Annotated in this window: 13 protein-coding genes; 8 read left to right on the top strand and 5 right to left on the bottom strand. The window is 57.9% G+C overall.

Annotation, left to right across the window (positions count from 1 at the left end):
* Window positions 1-7: 7 nt before the first annotated feature.
* From ASD54_RS08200 to ASD54_RS08190, 3 genes are all read right to left on the bottom strand, one after another.
* Window positions 8-1,378: a glutamine synthetase family protein gene (locus ASD54_RS08200; protein ID WP_062554111.1), complete on the bottom strand. Its 1,371-nt coding sequence runs from the start codon at window positions 1,376-1,378 to the stop codon at window positions 8-10.
* Window positions 1,379-1,450: 72 nt separating this feature from the next.
* Window positions 1,451-3,025 (bottom strand): amino acid permease, encoded by a 1,575-nt coding sequence (locus ASD54_RS08195; RefSeq protein WP_062554110.1) that lies wholly within the window; start codon window positions 3,023-3,025, stop codon window positions 1,451-1,453.
* A gap of 102 nt (window positions 3,026-3,127) precedes the next feature.
* A complete protein-coding gene (locus tag ASD54_RS08190) occupies window positions 3,128-3,901 on the bottom strand; it encodes an N-formylglutamate amidohydrolase (RefSeq protein ID WP_062554109.1) in 774 nt (257 codons plus the stop codon).
* Window positions 3,902-4,074: 173 nt separating this feature from the next.
* Here ASD54_RS08190 and ASD54_RS08185 point away from each other — a divergent pair, with 173 nt between their 5' ends.
* From ASD54_RS08185 to ASD54_RS08155, 7 genes are all read left to right on the top strand, one after another.
* Window positions 4,075-4,962, top strand: a complete 888-nt coding sequence (locus tag ASD54_RS08185; protein WP_062554108.1) for a MurR/RpiR family transcriptional regulator — start codon at window positions 4,075-4,077, stop codon at window positions 4,960-4,962.
* A 136-nt stretch (window positions 4,963-5,098) separates the two neighbouring features.
* A complete protein-coding gene (locus ASD54_RS08180; protein ID WP_062554107.1) occupies window positions 5,099-6,205 on the top strand; it encodes an ABC transporter substrate-binding protein in 1,107 nt (368 codons plus the stop codon).
* 115 nt (window positions 6,206-6,320) lie between these two features.
* Complete coding sequence (locus ASD54_RS08175) at window positions 6,321-7,211, top strand: ABC transporter permease subunit (RefSeq protein ID WP_062554106.1); 891 nt, start codon at window positions 6,321-6,323, stop codon at window positions 7,209-7,211.
* On the top strand, window positions 7,208-7,990 hold the full coding sequence (locus tag ASD54_RS08170; protein WP_062554105.1) for an ABC transporter permease: 783 nt from the start codon (window positions 7,208-7,210) through the stop codon (window positions 7,988-7,990). Before ASD54_RS08175 ends, ASD54_RS08170 begins: the two co-directional genes overlap by 4 nt.
* 13 nt (window positions 7,991-8,003) lie before the next feature.
* A complete protein-coding gene (locus tag ASD54_RS08165; protein WP_062554104.1) occupies window positions 8,004-9,062 on the top strand; it encodes an ABC transporter ATP-binding protein in 1,059 nt (352 codons plus the stop codon).
* Window positions 9,059-9,922, top strand: a complete 864-nt coding sequence (locus ASD54_RS08160; protein WP_062554103.1) for a protein phosphatase 2C domain-containing protein — start codon at window positions 9,059-9,061, stop codon at window positions 9,920-9,922. Before ASD54_RS08165 ends, ASD54_RS08160 begins: the two co-directional genes overlap by 4 nt.
* Before the next feature lie 604 nt (window positions 9,923-10,526).
* On the top strand, window positions 10,527-11,279 hold the full coding sequence (locus ASD54_RS08155) for a hypothetical protein (protein ID WP_156379132.1): 753 nt from the start codon (window positions 10,527-10,529) through the stop codon (window positions 11,277-11,279).
* Window positions 11,280-11,456: 177 nt separating this feature from the next.
* Here ASD54_RS08155 and metH read toward each other — a convergent pair whose 3' ends face one another.
* Window positions 11,457-15,224: a methionine synthase gene (metH, locus tag ASD54_RS08150; RefSeq protein WP_062554750.1), complete on the bottom strand. Its 3,768-nt coding sequence runs from the start codon at window positions 15,222-15,224 to the stop codon at window positions 11,457-11,459.
* A gap of 160 nt (window positions 15,225-15,384) precedes the next feature.
* On the opposite strand from metH, the gene ASD54_RS08145 reads away from it, so the two are divergent.
* Window positions 15,385-16,632, top strand: coding sequence for an AGE family epimerase/isomerase (locus tag ASD54_RS08145; RefSeq protein ID WP_062554101.1), 1,248 nt, complete (start codon window positions 15,385-15,387; stop codon window positions 16,630-16,632).
* A gap of 46 nt (window positions 16,633-16,678) precedes the next feature.
* Here the strand turns inward: ASD54_RS08145 and ASD54_RS08140 are convergent, their stop codons facing one another.
* On the bottom strand, window positions 16,679-17,239 hold the full coding sequence (locus ASD54_RS08140; protein ID WP_244484710.1) for a DUF2799 domain-containing protein: 561 nt from the start codon (window positions 17,237-17,239) through the stop codon (window positions 16,679-16,681).
* Between the last annotated feature and the right edge of the window lie 64 nt (window positions 17,240-17,303).

Genomic DNA, 17,303 nt, shown 5'->3' with positions numbered 1-17,303 from the left:
GTGGGCCTTACGCCCGTTCGAAACCGCGCGCTACTTCCCAATCCGTGATGCGGCGGTCATATTCTTCCTGCTCCCATTCGGCTGCGCGCACATAATGGTCGATGACGTCGTCACCGAATGCCTCCCGCAACATGGCAGAATTGCGCAACAGCTCGGTGGCATGGCGCAATGTGCGCGGAATTTCCCGCACGCCCTTGCCGCCATAGGCATCTCCGACGAAGGCAGGCTCAAGCTCCATACCGTTCTTGATACCCTCGATACCTGCCGCGAGCAAAGCTGCCATGGCGAGATAGGGGTTCAGATCCGAGCCACCAACCCGGCATTCAATGCGGATGCCCTTGGTATCTTCACCGCAAAGCCGAAAGCCTGCCGTCCGGTTATCCTTGCTCCACACGATCTTGGTCGGCGCGAACGTTCCAGCCACGAACCGCTTGTAGGAATTGATGTAGGGCGCGAGGAAATAGGTGATCTCTGACGCGTGGGCCAGCAGACCAGCGATATAGTTCTTCATCAGCGGCGAAATGCCATGTTCGGCGTCCTTGTCGTAGAACAAGGGCGTCTTGCCGTCGGCGCTCCAGAGCGACTGGTGAATGTGCGAGGAAGAACCGGCCGCCGAATAGTTCCACTTGGCGAGGAAGGTTGCAGCCTTGCCCTTGGTCCAGGCAATCTCCTTGACGCCGTTCTTGATGATGACGTGACGATCCGCCATGGTCAGCGCCTCGGCATAGCGCACATTGATTTCTTCCTGACCGGCGGACGCCTCTCCCTTGGAGTTCTCGACCGGCACCCCCGCCCCCTGCAGACCGGTGCGAATGGCGCGCATGACCTCTTCTTCCTTGGTCGTCTGGAAGATGTGGTAATCCTCGTTGTAGCCGCTGGCGAGCTTCAGGTTGCGATAGCCGCTCTCGCGGGCCGATTCGAAGCTTTGGTCGAACAGGAAGAATTCCAGCTCGGTCGCCATGAAGGCCGTGAAACCCATGTCTTCCAGCCGCTTGACCTGCTTTTTCAGGATGGCGCGCGGCGAGTGCGGCACTTCTTCGTGAGTATGATGGTCCAGCACATCGCACAGCACCAGCGCGGTGCCTTCCAGCCACGGAATCTTCCGCAGCGTCGCAAGATCGGGCTTCATGGTGTAATCGCCATAGCCTTTTTCCCAACTGGTGGATTTGTAGCCGGAAACGGTTTCCATCTCCATGTCGGTCGCCAGCAGATAGTTGCAGCTGTGCGTTTCCTTCCAGGCGCTTTCGACGAAATATTCTGCCTGGAAGCGCTTGCCCATCAGGCGGCCCTGCATGTCCACCTGCGCAGCGACGACGGTGTCGATCCGTCCGGCGGCAACATCAATCTTCAGGTCGTCGAAAGTATAGGTCGAGCTCATTTTTCTTTATCCGTTCTCGAATGGAAAACCGCCGCACCTCCCGTGCGGCGGCGATGATTGTTCAAAACCGTTTCACGCCTCGCCGACGGCCGCCTCCGCAGCAGCGATCTGCTCCTTGCGCTTGGCAATGGCATCGCCGATCGGCGGGCCCTGGAAGCGGCGGTTCTCGAAGCCGAACCAGACGATGGCGGTCAGAACCAGGAAGCCGAGCGTGATTTCAAGCGCCCAGTCATTTGGCGGCTGCACCCCGATATAGAAAATGATGGCCATCGAAACCACTGCGAGAATGGCCACGAGCTTGTACGCGCCTACCCCCATGTTCCAGGGGCCCATCACCGGCCATTTTGACGTGCCGATAGCGGCAAATCCCAGTGCGATGGGTAGGACGAAGGACAGGAATATGAAGATGACCGTGCAGGAGACGACGATGGAATAGGCAGGCGTCCCGGCAATGGTGATGGCAGACGTGAACCACACGAACAGAACCGCCAGGACTGCACCTGTCCAGATCGCAGCAACCGGTGTTCGGTACTTGCTGCTGACCTTCGCGAGAGCGGATGAGGCCGGAAGTCCCTTGTCACGCGAAAAGGCATAGATCATGCGTGAAACGGAGGTTACGGTCGCCAGCCCGCAAAGAAGCTGTGCGAGGAAGATCAGGACATAAAGGATAGTCTTTACCGTACCATTCACCTGTGCATCCATCGCCCAGAAGAAGACGTTCCAGCCCTGTTTGGCGGCGTCATCCATGTTCGGCAGCATCAGCACGAAGGCGCAGAGCATGATGTAGCCGAAGACGGTAGACCAGATGACGGATGACACCATGCCCTTCGGCACGGACACGGCAGCCTTCACGGTTTCCTCAGATGTGTGGGCCGACGCGTCATAACCTGTGATCGTGTAGATCGGCAGCAGAAGGCCCAGCAGAAATGCCATGCCAGCGGATACCGCCGTTGGCCAGACGGCAGCGCCGGTCATGGTGCCATCGGCTGCCATCGTCGGCTGGCCGGTATAATTGCCGAATGTGAAGAGGCGCGCGAATTCGTAGGATGGTGCGCTGGCAAGGCAGACAACTGTCAAAATCACTGCGGTTGCCAGGATCAGGTAGCCGGAGAAATCCGTCAGCTTTGCGGTGAGACCGATACCGAAATGGTTGATCAGGGCCTGAAGCGCGGTGATGACGGCCACAAACAGCACGCGGTGCGTCAGCGTGTCTTCAATGCCGAATGTGGAGCCGAAGGCCCCGAAGAAGAAATAGAAAGTGCCGACGTTGATCGCGCCGAGAACGGTGACAAGACCGAGCAGGTTGAGCCAGGCCGAAAGCCAGCCGGTGAACCGGTTACCCAGAATGGAGCCCCAGTGATAGAGGCCGCCTGCGGTAGGATAGGCAGAGCTGATCTGGGCGAGACCCAGCGCAAAGATGCCAGAGATCAGGCAACCCAAGGGCCAGCCTATGCCGATGGAGGCGCCACCGGCGCCCGCTGTTGCCTGTCCCAGCGAATTGATGCCGCCGGAAAGAATGCAGATAATGGAAAAGGAAATCGCAAAATTGGAAAAGGAGCTCATGCGCCGTTCGAGTTCCTGCGCATAGCCCATGGAGTGCAGGATCTGCACGTCCTCTTTCTTGTCATTCTCCGTGTAATTTGACATGACGTTCCCCTGTTATCGAATGGCCGCCTGAACGGCCTCGAATTCTCTCCCGCTCCCTTCTGGTTGCGGGCACGCCAACAACTGTCTCCCCGGGTCTTCTTTTTATTCCGGCTGCTGCAGGCTTTCCCGCAATAGGCCGGTCAGGAAATCAGCCACGACCCCTTGGCCGACTTCGTCTTCTATCAAATCGTTACGCACTTCGATCATCACGTTCAGAAGCCCGTTCGGTAGGGCATGAAGCTCCAGCGTATGGGTCACACCGTCCGCCGGACCGTATGGCTCATTGCGCTCCACGCGGTAGAGCGATGTATCGGCAGCAGCGGCAAGCATGCGGTCAGCCAGACGGCTATCGGTATCGTGCAGGATCCCGATCTCAACCTCGCGCGGCTTGCCGAAATAGACAGGTGTGAACGAATGCACGGTCACCAGAACAGCAGGTTGGCCACGGCTCGCGCGCGCCTCGAGCTCATCGCGGATGCGGTTCTGGAAAGGAAAATAGAGGGCCTGCGTCCGGGCCACCTTCTCCTGCTCGCTCAGGTTCTCGTTGCCAGGGATACGAAAGACCTCGCTGACATCGCGCATGGCGGCAGGCGATTCCGGAGGACGATTGCAATCATAGACGAGCCGGGAAAAGCGCTGGTAAATCAGCATGGCATCCAGACTTTTGGACATCAGCCGGGAGACTGCCAATGCACCCGGATCCCATGCGATGTGCGATGACAGCGCATCGTCCGAAAGCCCCAACGTGCCAACGGCCTCCGGCAGGCGCAAGGAAGCATGCTCGCAAACCAGCACAACGGCGCTACGCCCATCGGCATTTTCCACGGCGACCGGTTGCCCGTCGCGTTCAGTCAGGAAGTCCGTTTGCGCCAACATTACTTTTATCCAGCATCATGCCTTGAGGGTGTGGCGAAGAGAATTCTTCATCATCTTGTCATCGTCAACGATTTTTTGAAAATTTCTTTTCAGTCGCCGGATTGACTCTTGGGCTGTCACAAATGTTAACTGGCGCTAAACCGGCATAAGACCGGAAGGGGAATTGAAGACCAGTGACATCTCCATCGCACACCGTGCTGGAGGTAATCCGTCAGCGCTATGACGGGTTAACCCCGGCTGAGAAACGGCTCGCAGACAGCCTGCTGGAGAACTATCCCGTTTCCGGGCTGGGCAGCATTACTGCGACTGCCGACAATGCCGGTGTCTCGACGCCCACAGTCGCGCGCATGGTGCAGAAACTGGGCTACAAGGGCTATCCGGAATTTCAGGCGCACCTGCACGTCGAACTTGAAGCCACCATTTCAAACCCGATCACCAAGCATGATCGCTGGGCATCCGGTGCTCCGACGGCACATATCCTGAACCGCTTTGCGGAGGCCATCACCGACAATCTGCGCGAAACCTTGTCGACCATGGATGTCGCGACTTTCGATGCCGCAGCCGCCCTGTTGAGGGACGACAAGCGATCGGTCTATTTCGTCGGCGGGCGCATTACCGGCGCGCTGGCCGAATACTTCTTCACGCACATGCAGGTCATCCGGCCTCGCGCCACCCTCATCTCCACCAATCGCAGTTCCTGGCCGCAATATCTGCTCAACATGAGCGAAGGTGACGTCATCGTTATTTTCGACATACGTCGCTATGAGCAGGAGTTGGCGACGCTTGCAGAAACGGCTGCGGCCAATGGTGTGGTTATTATCCTCTTCACAGACGTCTGGGCATCGCCAGTGGCTCGTCATGCGCAACATGTTTTCAAAGTGCGCATCGAGGCCCCATCGGCCTGGGATTCGTCCGTGGTGACACTCTTCACTGTCGAGGCTCTGATCGAAGCCGTTCAGAGTGCGACGTGGGAAAAGACGAGAGAGCGTATGAACTCTCTCGAAACGCTTTTTGAACGCAGTCGGCTGTTTCGGCGGACTGCCCCTAGCAGGGAGCGTTAGTACAAGAAAAACAAGGGGAAAGCTGCCGAATAACAACAAGCATTTCCGCGGCAGACTACATTTTGAAAGTGTCACATGCCATTCATGAAGTGGCACTACGAGTTGCGCCCACACGAACCAGACAACGGAGGACATCGTGATGACCAAGACCAAAAGACTGCTGTCACTGACCACGGCAATCATGGTTGCATCAAGCAGCCTGGCACTCGCAGAACCAAGCGCAGAGCTGATCGCCGCCGCCAAGAAGGAAGGCATGCTGACCACCATCGCCCTGCCCCATGACTGGTGCGGCTATGGCGAAGTTATCGCTGCCTTCAAGAAGAAGTATCCGGAAATCAAGGTCAACGAACTGAACCCGGATGCCGGTTCGGCCGATGAAGTTGAAGCCATCAAGGCAAACAAGGACAACAAGGGCCCGCAGGCCCCTGACGTTGTCGACGTTGGCCTGGCCTTCGGCCCGCAGATGAAGGCTGAAGGCCTTCTGCAGCCCTACAAGGTATCGACCTGGAACGAGATCCCGGACAACGTAAAGGACGCTGACGGTTACTGGTACGGCGACTACTACGGCGTCATGGCGATGCTGGTGAACAAGGATCTGGTCAAGAATTCCCCGAAGGACTGGTCTGACCTTCTGAAGAAGGACTATGCTGGCCAGGTGGCTCTGGCGGGTGACCCACGTGCTTCCAACCAGGCAATCCTGGCAGTGCTTGCAGCGGGCATGGCAACCGGTGCCAAGGCTGGCAAGGAAGCTGGCGAAGCAGGTCTGAAGTACTTCGCCGAGATGAACAAGGCTGGCAACTTCGTCCCGGTCATCGGCAAGTCGGGAACCCTTGCGCAGGGTGCAACGCCGATCGTCGTCATGTGGGACTACAACGCGCTTTCCGCCAAGGCGACACTTGCCGGCAACCCGCCGGTTGACGTCATCGTTCCGGAAAAGGGCGTTCTCGCCGGTGTCTACGTGCAGGGCATCTCCGCCTACGCTCCGCATCCAAACGCCGCAAAGCTGTGGATGGAACACCTGTACTCCGACGAAGGCCAGATCGGCTGGTTGAAGGGCTACTGCCACCCGATCCGCTTCAACGCCATGGCGAAGGCAAACAAGATCCCGAAGGATCTGCTTGACAAGCTGCCTCCGGCAGCTGCCTACGAAAAGGCTTACTTCCCGACCCTCAAGGAAGTTGACGACAACAAGGCCGCAGTCACCGCTGGCTGGGACAAGGTCGTTGGCGCAAACGTGAAGTAACAGGCTTCAAGTGCAGCTGCCCCGGTTGCAATCATCGGGGCAGCACCGCAAAACTATCGGACTGACATCCACCAGAACCAATAACGTTGAACCACAACGAGCGGGAACGAGGGGAATGACCACACAGTTACAACCGGCGGCCAAGGCCCCGGTGAAGCGGCTTCGATTGCCCCTGCATTGGCTTGGCGTGCTGCCCTTTGCCGCCTTCGTCGTGCTGTTCATGGTACTGCCAACACTGAAGATCGTGGTCGGAGCCTTCCAGCGACCGGACGGCAGCATCAGCCTCGACAATATTGCCAACCTGTTCACACCCTCCATCATGGCCGCCTACGGCATCTCGATACGCATCAGCGTCGCCTCGGCCTTCTTCGGCTGCCTGATCGGGTTTTTCGTCGCTGCTGCCGTTGTGCTCGGAGGACTTCCACGCTGGATCCGCGGCCCGCTGCTGACGTTTTCGGGCGTCGCGTCGAACTTCGCAGGCGTCCCCCTGGCATTCGCCTTTCTCGCCACATTGGGCCCTCTCGGCATCATCACCGTCTTTCTACAGCAGCAGTTCGGCATAAATCTGCGTGCGCTCGGCTTCAATCTCCTCTCCTTCTGGGGTCTGACGCTCACTTATCTCTTTTTCCAGATTCCTTTGATGATCCTCATCATCACGCCAGCGCTCGATGGCCTGAAAAAGGAATGGCGGGAAGCAGCCTCCATTCTGGGCGCTACGAATGCGCAGTACTGGCGCATGGTTGCCCTGCCTATCCTGACACCCGCCATTCTGGGCACCTTTGCGCTTCTCTTTGCCAATGCCTTCGGCGCCGTCGCTACAGCCATCGCGCTGACGGGCTCGTCGCTCAGCATCGTGCCGATCCTCTTGTTCGCGCAGATCCGCGGTGACGTTCTGGGCGACCCTCATCTGGGCTATGCTCTTGCTTTCGGTATGATCGTCGTCACCGGAGTTGCCAATACGGTCTACATCGTGTTGCGTGCACGCAGCGAAAGGTGGATGAAATGAAGCGTCTCTGGGCCTGGGCCGCACTGATCGTCGGCCTTCTTTATTTCATCCTGCCGCTCATCGGCATGACGAATTTCTCGCTGAAGATGCGGCGCGGCGAATACTCGTTCGATGCCTATATGAAGGTGTTCGGCGACGACCGTTTCCGGGAGACCTTCACCTACTCGGTCACGCTCGCGCTCTTCACCATTCTGGTCGGTGTATTGCTGGTCGTGCCGACAGCCTATTGGGTTCGCCTGAAACTGCCCTTCCTGCGTCCGTATATCGAGTTCGTCACCCTCCTGCCGCTGGTCATCCCGGCCATTGTCATCGTTTTCGGCTATATCCGGCTGTACAACACGTCGAGCTGGCTGCCGCTGACAGGCAGCGCCTTCGGCACGGATCTGCTTCTGGTCTGTGGCTACACCACCCTTGCGCTTCCCTACATGTATAGAGCCGTCGACACCGGTCTGCGCACCATCGATGTAACGACATTGACGGAAGCAGCCCAGAGCCTGGGTGCCGGCTGGATTACCATCATCGGCCGCATCATCCTGCCGAACGTGCTGGTCGCGGTGCTTTCCGGCGCCTTCCTGACCTTTGCCATCGTCATCGGTGAATTTACCATGGCTGCGCTTCTGAACCGTCCGGCCTTCGGTCCATACATGCAGTTGCTCGGCGCAAACCGGGCCTATGAGCCCGCAGCACTCGCCGTCATCGCCTTCGTCATCACCTGGGGCTGCCTTGGCTTGATCCAGTTGGTCTCCCGCCTGCAAAAATCCACGCAGCGCCCGGTCTGAGGAATTCTAGTACATGAGCTTTTTGACACTCTCCCATATCAAGAAGGCATTCGGACCGGTTCAGGTCGTCCATGACTTCAACATGTCGATTGAAAAAGGCGAATTCGTCTCCTTCCTCGGGCCATCCGGCTGCGGCAAGACGACAATCCTGCGCATGATTGCGGGCTTCGAGACCCCCTCGGATGGATCGATCGTCATCAACGGAAAAGACCAGACGAGCCTGAAACCGAACCAGCGGAATATCGGCATGGTGTTTCAGGCCTATGCACTGTTTCCGAACATGAACGTTTTCGACAACGTCGCTTTCGGACTCAAGGTCGCGGGCAAACCGAAGGCTGAGATCAAGGCCCGCGTTGAAGAAATGCTGAAGCTCATTCATCTGGAGCATCTGGCGGACCGCTATCCCTACCAAATGTCCGGCGGTCAGCAACAGCGTGTGGCGCTTGCCCGTGCGCTTGCCCCTGCCCCGCAGGTTCTGCTGCTTGATGAGCCGCTTTCTGCGCTTGACGCCAAGATCCGTGTCTCGCTGCGCGAGGAAATCCGCCAGATCCAGCGCCAGCTGGGTATCACGACAGTTTTCGTCACCCATGATCAGGAAGAAGCGCTGTCGATCTCGGATCGTATCGTTGTCATGAACGCCGGCAAAGCGGACCAGATCGGCACGCCCTCTGAAATTTACAGCAAACCGACAACCCGCTTCGTCGCAAACTTCGTCGGCACCCTGAACGTCGTGGAAGCGCAGGTGCGCGAGCCTGCATCGGGCGTCGTCTCCATCGCAGACCACGTCCTGGTCCTGCCGAAACCGCTCGATGGCAAGAAGGCAGGAGACAAGGTCTCGCTCGCTTTCCGCCCCGAAGCAGCGAGCCTTGCACCGACGAGTTCGACCGGCACTCTCAAGGGAACAGTCATCTCCTCGCACTTCCTCGGTTCCGTTGTGCGCACGAAAGTCGATGTGCAGGGCAGCACCATCGCATTCGATGCCTTCAACGACCCCAACAATCCGCCGCCCATTTCGGGCCAGCCAGTCGCCATTCAGCTCAATCCTGAAGGCCTGATGTTGCTCGCGGAATGATCCGTCTCGAGATCGTCGAAACCCTCTCGGATCCGGGCAAGGCCGATCGCGCGAACGAGGATCGCTTCGGCTTTAACGAAGCGTGCGCCTTTGTCGTGGACGGAGCGACCGGATTGGGCGACAGGCAATTCATGCCGGGCTTCGGTTCCGACGCGGCCTGGATTGCACAGTTCGCCGCTGAGCGGCTTGCCCGCCAGTTGAACGCGACTGCCGATGTCGTTCAGGTCATACGCGGAATCTCGACACAGGCGCGGGATACCTTCCTGCAGACTGCAGGCCAGCAGCCGCGCTATGCCTGGCCGCTCGCTGCGTTGGCAGCTCTGCATGTGTCCGATACGGGCTTGGAGTTCATCGGCCTTGGAGACAGTGTCGTGTATCTCCTGCATGAGAATGGCGAGGCCGAAATATTCACCGCACTGCCGCATGCTTTTGCCAACGAACAGGCGGCAGCCCGCCTTCATATCGAGCGCGTCGGTGGCATCGGTGTCTCGGGCAGTGCTGTCAACGATCCGCAGACACTGGAGAAATTGCGCCGCGGGCGCGAACGACAGAATACCCCGGAAGGCACCGTCTGGTCGCTCGGTCTCGTTCCCGAAACTGCCGATCACCTCGTGCGAACAAAAATCCACTTAAACGGAAGCGCGACAGCACTCGTTTGCTCCGATGGACTTGCAGACCTCGTCAGCCTTTACGGGCGTTACGATGCGGCTTCACTGGTGAGACGTGCTGCGGCGGAAGGCCTCGCACCGCTTTTTGCAGAGCTGCGCCATATGGAACGCGAAGTCGATCCCGATGGCCTTACCTATCCGCGTTACAAGCAGTCGGACGATACGACGGCCATCCTTTTGACGATCGGCTGATTCCAAGCAGGTCTGCCACTCCATCAGGCGCAAACAAAATCTCCGGAGGATAGGCGAGAAAGCCCGCCATCATTATTATTTCATTACAGAAAAAATTACGTATACATAAATTTATAGTTAAATTTCACAATTGTTTCCCTTAAATATTTTCTGTATTAAAGGCGCCATTACTACCCGAAGTCACACGGCAATATGGACTAAGCGAGGTAACCGCAAGGAATATTGCGCTTGCCAAAGCTCAACGTCGCGACCCTTTCGGCAGCGCCTCAGGTTTTAATATTCAACAATGCGCCCTGAATCATTTGAATGCGGAAACGCAGAGCAAAACATTCCGCTCGATACTTTTTTTCACGAAATTGAAATCGCCTCAATAATCAAAAGAGCAGATAAAAATAAATATAAAATATTAATAATTACGTATTTTATTAATATGAAAAAATATTATTGAATAAAATACCGTATAGATGCGGAGATTTTTCTTAAATTACCATTGAAATTTTCCATAAAAGAGTCTAAATGGCGAGAAAAATACCATATTTCGCATTTGGCACATACAATAAGATCATTAAATACTTACCTCTATTGGCAAAAAGGAGAGCTTGCCATGAAAATAGGTAATCAGACCAATCCATTAGCAAACGACAGAATACCGACTGGCGGCGACAGCAAAGGCGCCATGCCAACGACGGGTGATGGCGGTTCGCCACGAAAGGTATCACCTGGCGAAGGGAAACCGATCCTGGTTTCATCCTTGCCGGGTATTCCAAACTCGGGCGCGGCGCAGCCAACCGGCGGTGGTCCAACGCCACAACCGGCCGGAAATGGTTCTCCCACGATGCCGACAGGCGGCGATAACCCGATCCCGGTTTCATCCCTTCCGGGTATTCCAAACTCGGGCGCGGCGCAGCCAACCGGCGGTGGTCCAACGCCACAGCCGGCCGGAAATGGTTCTCCCACGATGCCGACAGGCGGCGACAACCCGATCCCGGTTTCATCCCTGCCCGGCATTCCAAACTCGGGCGCAGCGCAGCCAACCGGCGGCGGCCCAGTGCCGCAACCGGCCGGAAATGGTTCGCCAACAATGCCGACAGAGGGCGGCGGAACGGGTCAAATGCCGGGTGATCCGGCGCCGGGCAACCAAAGAGAAACAGACAGATGGGGCAATCCGGCGGGCGGTACGCCTGTTCCAGGCATTGAAGGCGGAGTGGTTATCCGAACCCCAGACGGTCTCAACCAGCTTTGGATCAAGGGCGAATATCAGATGAGTTATCCCTCAGACGGCTTTATGTCTCAACCTACACCGGGAAATCCCAGCAAGGCCAATCCCGGCCCGGGCGACGGCATGGATCTGGCCTGACAAAAGATATTACTGTCCTATGCACATCCGACCCGCAGCTTTACCGCTGCGGGTTTTTGTCTGTTCAGGAAGAGGATGGCCCACGCCGCAGCGCAGCTGGGCACAGGATTAGTCAAAGGTCTGAATCTTGCGGGATTTCGCCGACTCCTACAGGGTCATGAGCTTGCTTGAAAGGTTTCAAGCCGCCTCTTCCGTCTCCTGTCGAGTGGGAACGTAGTTCAGCACAGGCCCAAGCCAGCGTTCAACGTCTGCGATCTCCATGCCCTTCCGGCGCGCATAGTCTTCCACCTGATCGCGCTCCACCTTGGCAACGCCAAAGTAATAGCTGTCAGGATGACCGATGTAGAGGCCGGAGACGGAAGAGCCGGGCCACATGGCATAGCTTTCCGTCAGTGTCACACCGGTTGTCTTTTCCGCATCCAGCAGATCGAACAAGGTCCGCTTTTCGGTATGATCCGGCTGGGCTGGATAGCCGGGTGCCGGGCGGATTCCGGCATAGGCTTCGGCGACGAGCTCCTCATTTGAGAATTGCTCGTCCTTGGCATAACCCCAATACTCGCGGCGCACCTGCTCATGCATGCGTTCGGCAAAGGCTTCCGCAAAACGGTCGGCGAGTGCCTTCACCATGATGGAGGAGTAATCGTCGTTCGCCCGCTCGAAGCGTTCGGCAATCGCCACTTCCTCGATGCCCGCTGTCACAACGAAGCCGCCGACATAGTCCGCTTTGCCGCTATCCTTCGGTGCCACGAAATCCGCAAGTGCCACGTTAGGCCGCCCGTCCCGCTTTGACAATTGCTGGCGAAGCGTGAAGAAGGTTGCCAGTTCCTCGCGGCGCGCTTCGTCTGTGAAGAGCTGGATATCGTCACCCACGGCGTTCGCCGGCCAGAAACCGATGACGGCCCGCGGACGGAACCACTTCTCCTCCACGATCTTGGCAAGCATGGCCTGCGCATCCGCGTAGAGTTGGCGGGCTGCTTCACCCTGCTTCTCATCCTCCAGAATTGCCGGGAAGCGCCCCTTCAGTTCCCACGTCTGGAAGAAGGGTGTCCAGTCGATATAGCGCACGAGGTCTTCCAGCGAATAATCGTCAAACACCTTCGTGCCGAGGAAGCTCGGACGAGTGGGCTGATAAGCTGCCCAATCCACCTGCTGGGCGTTTGCCCGCGCCCGCGCAATGGGAAGCCGCGTCTTCTCGGCTTCGGCACGTGCATGGGCGGCCGCCACTTTGGCATATTCGGTGCGAATGTTCTCGACATAGTCTTCGCGACCGCCTTCTGCCAGCAGACTGGAGACGACACCCACCGCACGGCTCGCATCCGTTACGTAAACCGCCTGCCCTGCCTGATAATTCGGATGGATCTTCACCGCCGTATGCACGCGGCTGGTCGTGGCCCCTCCGATCAGAAGCGGGATATCGAAGCCCTGCTTCTGCATCTCGGCAGCCACATGCACCATCTCGTCCAGCGAAGGCGTGATGAGACCGGACAGACCGATGACATCCACCTTCTGCTCTTTCGCCACCTCGAGGATCTTCGTCGCGGGAACCATGACGCCGAGGTCGATGATCTCGTAATTGTTGCAGGCGAGAACGACGCCGACGATGTTCTTGCCAATGTCGTGAACGTCTCCCTTGACGGTCGCCATCAGCACCTTGCCCGCCGCCTGACGCTCATCGCCGCCATTCTGGCGCTTTTCCTCTTCCATGTAGGGAAGCAGAACGGCAACCGCCTGCTTCATCACGCGGGCAGATTTCACCACCTGCGGCAGGAACATCTTGCCAGCGCCGAACAGATCGCCCACGACGTTCATGCCCGCCATCAGCGGACCTTCGATCACGTGCAGCGGGCGATCAGCCTGAAGACGCGCCTCTTCGGTATCGGCTTCGATATACTCGGTTATGCCGTTGACCAGCGCGTGTTCCAGGCGCTTCGCCACCGGCCATTCCCGCCAGGCAAGATCCTGTGCCTTTGCTTCCTTGGCCCCCGTGCCGCGGAAGCGTTCGGCGATTTCCAGCAGGCGCTCGGTCGAGTCAGCGCGACGGTTCAGCACAACGTCTTCGCAGGCCTCGCGCAGCTCGGGATCGATATTCTCGTAGATCGCCAACTGACCGGCATTGACGATGCCCATGTCCATGCCCGCCTGAATGGCGTGGTATAGGAATACGGCATGCATGGCTTCGCGCACCGGCTCGTTGCCACGGAACGAGAAGGACAGGTTGGATACACCGCCGGAGATGTGCACCAGCGGCATTTCCTTGCGGATCGTGCGCGTCGCCTCGATGAAATCGACACCGTAGTTATTGTGCTCTTCGATCCCGGTTGCGACCGCGAACACGTTGGGATCGAAAATGATGTCTTCCGGCGGGAAGCCCACCTCTTCCGTCAGGATCTTATAGGCGCGACGGCAGATTTCCACCTTGCGATCGTAGGTGTCCGCCTGCCCCGTTTCGTCAAAGGCCATCACGACAACAGCGGCACCGAAGGCACGAATGAGCCGAGCCTGCTTGACGAAATTCTCTTCGCCTTCCTTCAGCGAAATGGAATTGACGATTGCCTTACCCTGAACGCACTTCAGGCCGCCTTCGATAATCTCGAACTTGGAACTGTCGATCATCACCGGCACGCGGGCGATATCCGGTTCGGCAGCGATGAGGTTCAGAAACTCCACCATGGCGCGGCCGGAATCGATCAGGCCTTCGTCCATGTTGATGTCGATGATCTGCGCGCCATTTTCGACCTGATCGCGAGCAACGGCCAGCGCCGCCGTGTAATCCGCATTGGTGATCAGCTTGCGGAATTTGGCCGAACCCGTCACGTTGGTGCGCTCGCCAACGTTGACGAAAGGAATGTCCTTGGTCAGCGTGAAGGGTTCCAGGCCGGACAGCGACATGAAGGAGCGGTGCTCAGGCACCTGGCGCGGCTTGAATTCGGCTACGGCCTCGGCAATCGCGCGAATATGGTCCGGCGTCGAACCGCAGCAGCCGCCAACGACATTGACCAGACCTTCCTTGGCGAATTCGCGAACCTGCTTCGCCATAGCCTCCGGCGACTGGTCGTACTGGCCGAACTCGTTGGGCAGGCCGGCATTGGGATAGGCGCAGATGAAGGTATCCGCGACAGCGGAAACTTCCTGCAAATGCGGACGCATGGCGTCGGCACCGAGCGCGCAGTTGAAGCCGACGGTGAACGGACGCGCATGGCTGACGGAATTCCAGAACGCCGTTGGCGTCTGACCGGACAGCGTGCGACCCGAAAGATCGGTAATCGTGCCGGAAATCATCACCGGCAGGCGGATGCCCTTGGCGATAAAACGCTCTTCGCAAGCGAAGATCGCGGCCTTGGCGTTCAGCGTATCAAAGATCGTCTCGATCAGAATGATATCGGCACCGCCATCGATCAGTCCGTCGATCTGCTCGGCATAGGCTAAGTGCAAATCATCAAACGTCACGGCACGATAGCCGGGATTGTTCACATCCGGCGAGATGGAGGCGGTCCGGTTCGTCGGGCCGATGGCGCCTGCCACAAAGCGGCGCTTGCCGTCTTCGCGCGTAGCCCGCTCGATGGCGCGGCGAACGACCTGCGCACCTTCCTTGTTGAGATCGTAGACCGCGCCTTCCATCTGGTAATCGGCCTGAGCAATGCGGGTCGAGGAAAAGGTATTCGTCTCGATGATGTCTGCGCCAGCCTTGGCATAGCGATAGTGAATGTCTTCGATGGCCTGTGGTTGGGTCAGGATGAGCAGGTCGTTGTTGCCCTGCTGATGACAGGCACAACCGATAAAGCGATCCCCCCGGAAATGGTCTTCATCGAAGCCCAGCCCCTGGATCTGCGTTCCCATGGCGCCGTCGAGAATGAGAATCCGTTCGCGCGCAGCCTTTGCCAGCGCTTCGAAAATCTCATTGCCATCTCGTGACGCGCCTTCGGGACCAAACAGCTGATCAAACACGGGCATCTCCTCAAACCACCTTATTCCTTACTCGCTTAATCACATAAAGATATCTTTATGTCAATCTAAGCGACTGATATCGCAGACACGAGCATGACAGTTTCCTGCCTAAAGGATATACGCATTTTCTGTTCAAAGTTCCAAACCCCGGAGATCGTCCATGAGTGCAGCCGGCCACAACCCTTCGAACTGGGCTCAGCGTCCCTATCATTGCAGATGGCTGATGGCGCAGGCGGAAGGCCTGATGGATTTCTTCCAGTACCGGGCCATCAATCCAAAGGGCGGCTTCTACGATCTCGATCCGACAGGAGTACCGCTCGACACCAATAATCCGGCACGCGGCATCCACGCCAGCGCCCGCATGGTTCATTGCTTTGCCATCGCCGATCTTCTGGGTCGCCCGGGTGCAGCGGATGTCGTGGATCACGGCATGCGCTATCTCTGGGAAAAGCACCGCGACCAGAAACATGGCGGCTATTTCTGGCAGGCCAATGACGACGGCGCCGCAGATGCCTCAAAGCAGGGCTATGGCCATGCCTTCGTGCTGCTAGCTGCCTCTTCCGCGAAAGTGATTGGCCACCCGCTGGCGGACAGGATGCTGGCAGACATTACCGAAGTTCTGGAAACGAAATTCTGGGAAGAGCGCCACGGCGCCATCGCTGAGGAGTTTTCTGAAGATTGGCAGCCGGTTCCGGGCTACCGCGGCCAGAATTCCAACATGCATCTAACGGAAAGCCTGATGGCAGCGTTCGAGGCGACCGGCGAGCGGCACTATCTGCAGAAGGCAGAGCGCATAGCAGATCTTCTCATCAACCGTCGCGCCCGTGAGGAAGGCTTTCGCGTCGCTGAACATTTCTCGGAAGACTGGGTTGTCGACCGCAATTACTACCACCCCAACGAAATGTTCCGCCCGGCAGGCACCACGCCCGGCCACTGGCTGGAATGGGCGCGGTTGCTGCTGCAACTCTACGCGCTGGGCGGCAAGGCGCAAAGCTGGATGCCGCAGGCGGCTGAAGCGCTGTTTGAACGCTCCATGACGCTGGGCTGGGACACCGCAAAGGGCGGCTTCTTCTATACGCTGGACTGGCAGGATAATCCCGACAAGCGGTCCAAGCTCTGGTGGCCCATGTGCGAAGCCGCTGGAGCCGCGCACTTTCTCAACCATCATGTGCCGAACAGCTTCCACGAGGAAAGCTATCGCAAGATCTGGTCAACGATCGCCGCCCATTTCATTGATCGTGAAAACGGCGGCTGGTTCGAAGAGACGACGGAGGACCTGAAGCCGGCGAATACGCTGTTCCCCGGCAAGGGCGACATCTATCACGCATTCCAGGCTTGCCTCATTCCGCTGTTTCCGGCGACAGGCAGCCTGACCAAGGTGATTGCCGAAAACGGAGCCACCCTCTGAAAGAGAAAAGCCTCCGCTATTTTCCAGCGGAGGCTCCGTTCAGGAATCAATAGCGCCGGACCGGCGGTCGCATGTCGCCTTGTGGGTTCATGCGGAAAGCAGCGAGATCCCGCTCGGCGTTGGACAGATCGTAGCTCAGATCATCTGCCTCGCGCCGCAAACGGCGGATTTCGAAGTCGTTATCGTCGATGCGCATCTGAATTGCACGACGATCCTGATCCTTCGCATTCTTGAGTTCGCGGTAGCGCTGATCGGTATCCTGTTCGCGCGAACTAATGCTGGAGCGGATGGAATTCATGCGCTCACGCACCTCATGAACCCGCTTGCCCAGCGTATAGCCACGCATGAAACCCGGCTCCAGATCCGGAGGGCACACATTGTTGTAGCCGTCGCCTGCCTCTCCACGCTGAGCGCCGCTCAGCGGCGTGCAGTAGCGCTTGATCCCTTCCTGAAATCCCTGATACCAGGTCGTCTGGTCTGGAACGACCTTGACGCGTTCGCATGATTTGACGTGATCCGCAAAGCGGCTTTGCGGATTATAGCCAGCGGCCCCATCCGTATCGCCAATGACTTTCCAATTGGCTGCGACGCATTCTTCCTTTGACAAGGAATAACATGACGGCAAAAGGCACATTGCCCCCAAAGCGCTGAGCAACAGCAGTTTACGCATT

The sequence above is a fragment of the Rhizobium sp. Root149 genome (assembly GCF_001427345.1).
Classification (GTDB): Bacteria; Pseudomonadota; Alphaproteobacteria; order Rhizobiales; family Rhizobiaceae; genus Neorhizobium; species Neorhizobium rhizoryzae.
This window is presented reverse-complemented; position numbering and strand designations above follow the sequence as displayed.

Coding starts and splice junctions, on each gene's coding strand:
- ASD54_RS08200 (WP_062554111.1), bottom strand. CDS start 1,378: ATGAGCTCGACCTATACTTTCGACGACCTGAAGATTGATGTTGCCGCC.
- ASD54_RS08195 (WP_062554110.1), bottom strand. CDS start 3,025: ATGTCAAATTACACGGAGAATGACAAGAAAGAGGACGTGCAGATCCTG.
- ASD54_RS08190 (WP_062554109.1), bottom strand. CDS start 3,901: ATGTTGGCGCAAACGGACTTCCTGACTGAACGCGACGGGCAACCGGTC.
- ASD54_RS08175 (WP_062554106.1), top strand. CDS start 6,321: ATGACCACACAGTTACAACCGGCGGCCAAGGCCCCGGTGAAGCGGCTT.
- ASD54_RS08170 (WP_062554105.1), top strand. CDS start 7,208: ATGAAGCGTCTCTGGGCCTGGGCCGCACTGATCGTCGGCCTTCTTTAT.
- ASD54_RS08165 (WP_062554104.1), top strand. CDS start 8,004: ATGAGCTTTTTGACACTCTCCCATATCAAGAAGGCATTCGGACCGGTT.
- ASD54_RS08160 (WP_062554103.1), top strand. CDS start 9,059: ATGATCCGTCTCGAGATCGTCGAAACCCTCTCGGATCCGGGCAAGGCC.
- ASD54_RS08155 (WP_156379132.1), top strand. CDS start 10,527: ATGAAAATAGGTAATCAGACCAATCCATTAGCAAACGACAGAATACCG.
- ASD54_RS08145 (WP_062554101.1), top strand. CDS start 15,385: ATGAGTGCAGCCGGCCACAACCCTTCGAACTGGGCTCAGCGTCCCTAT.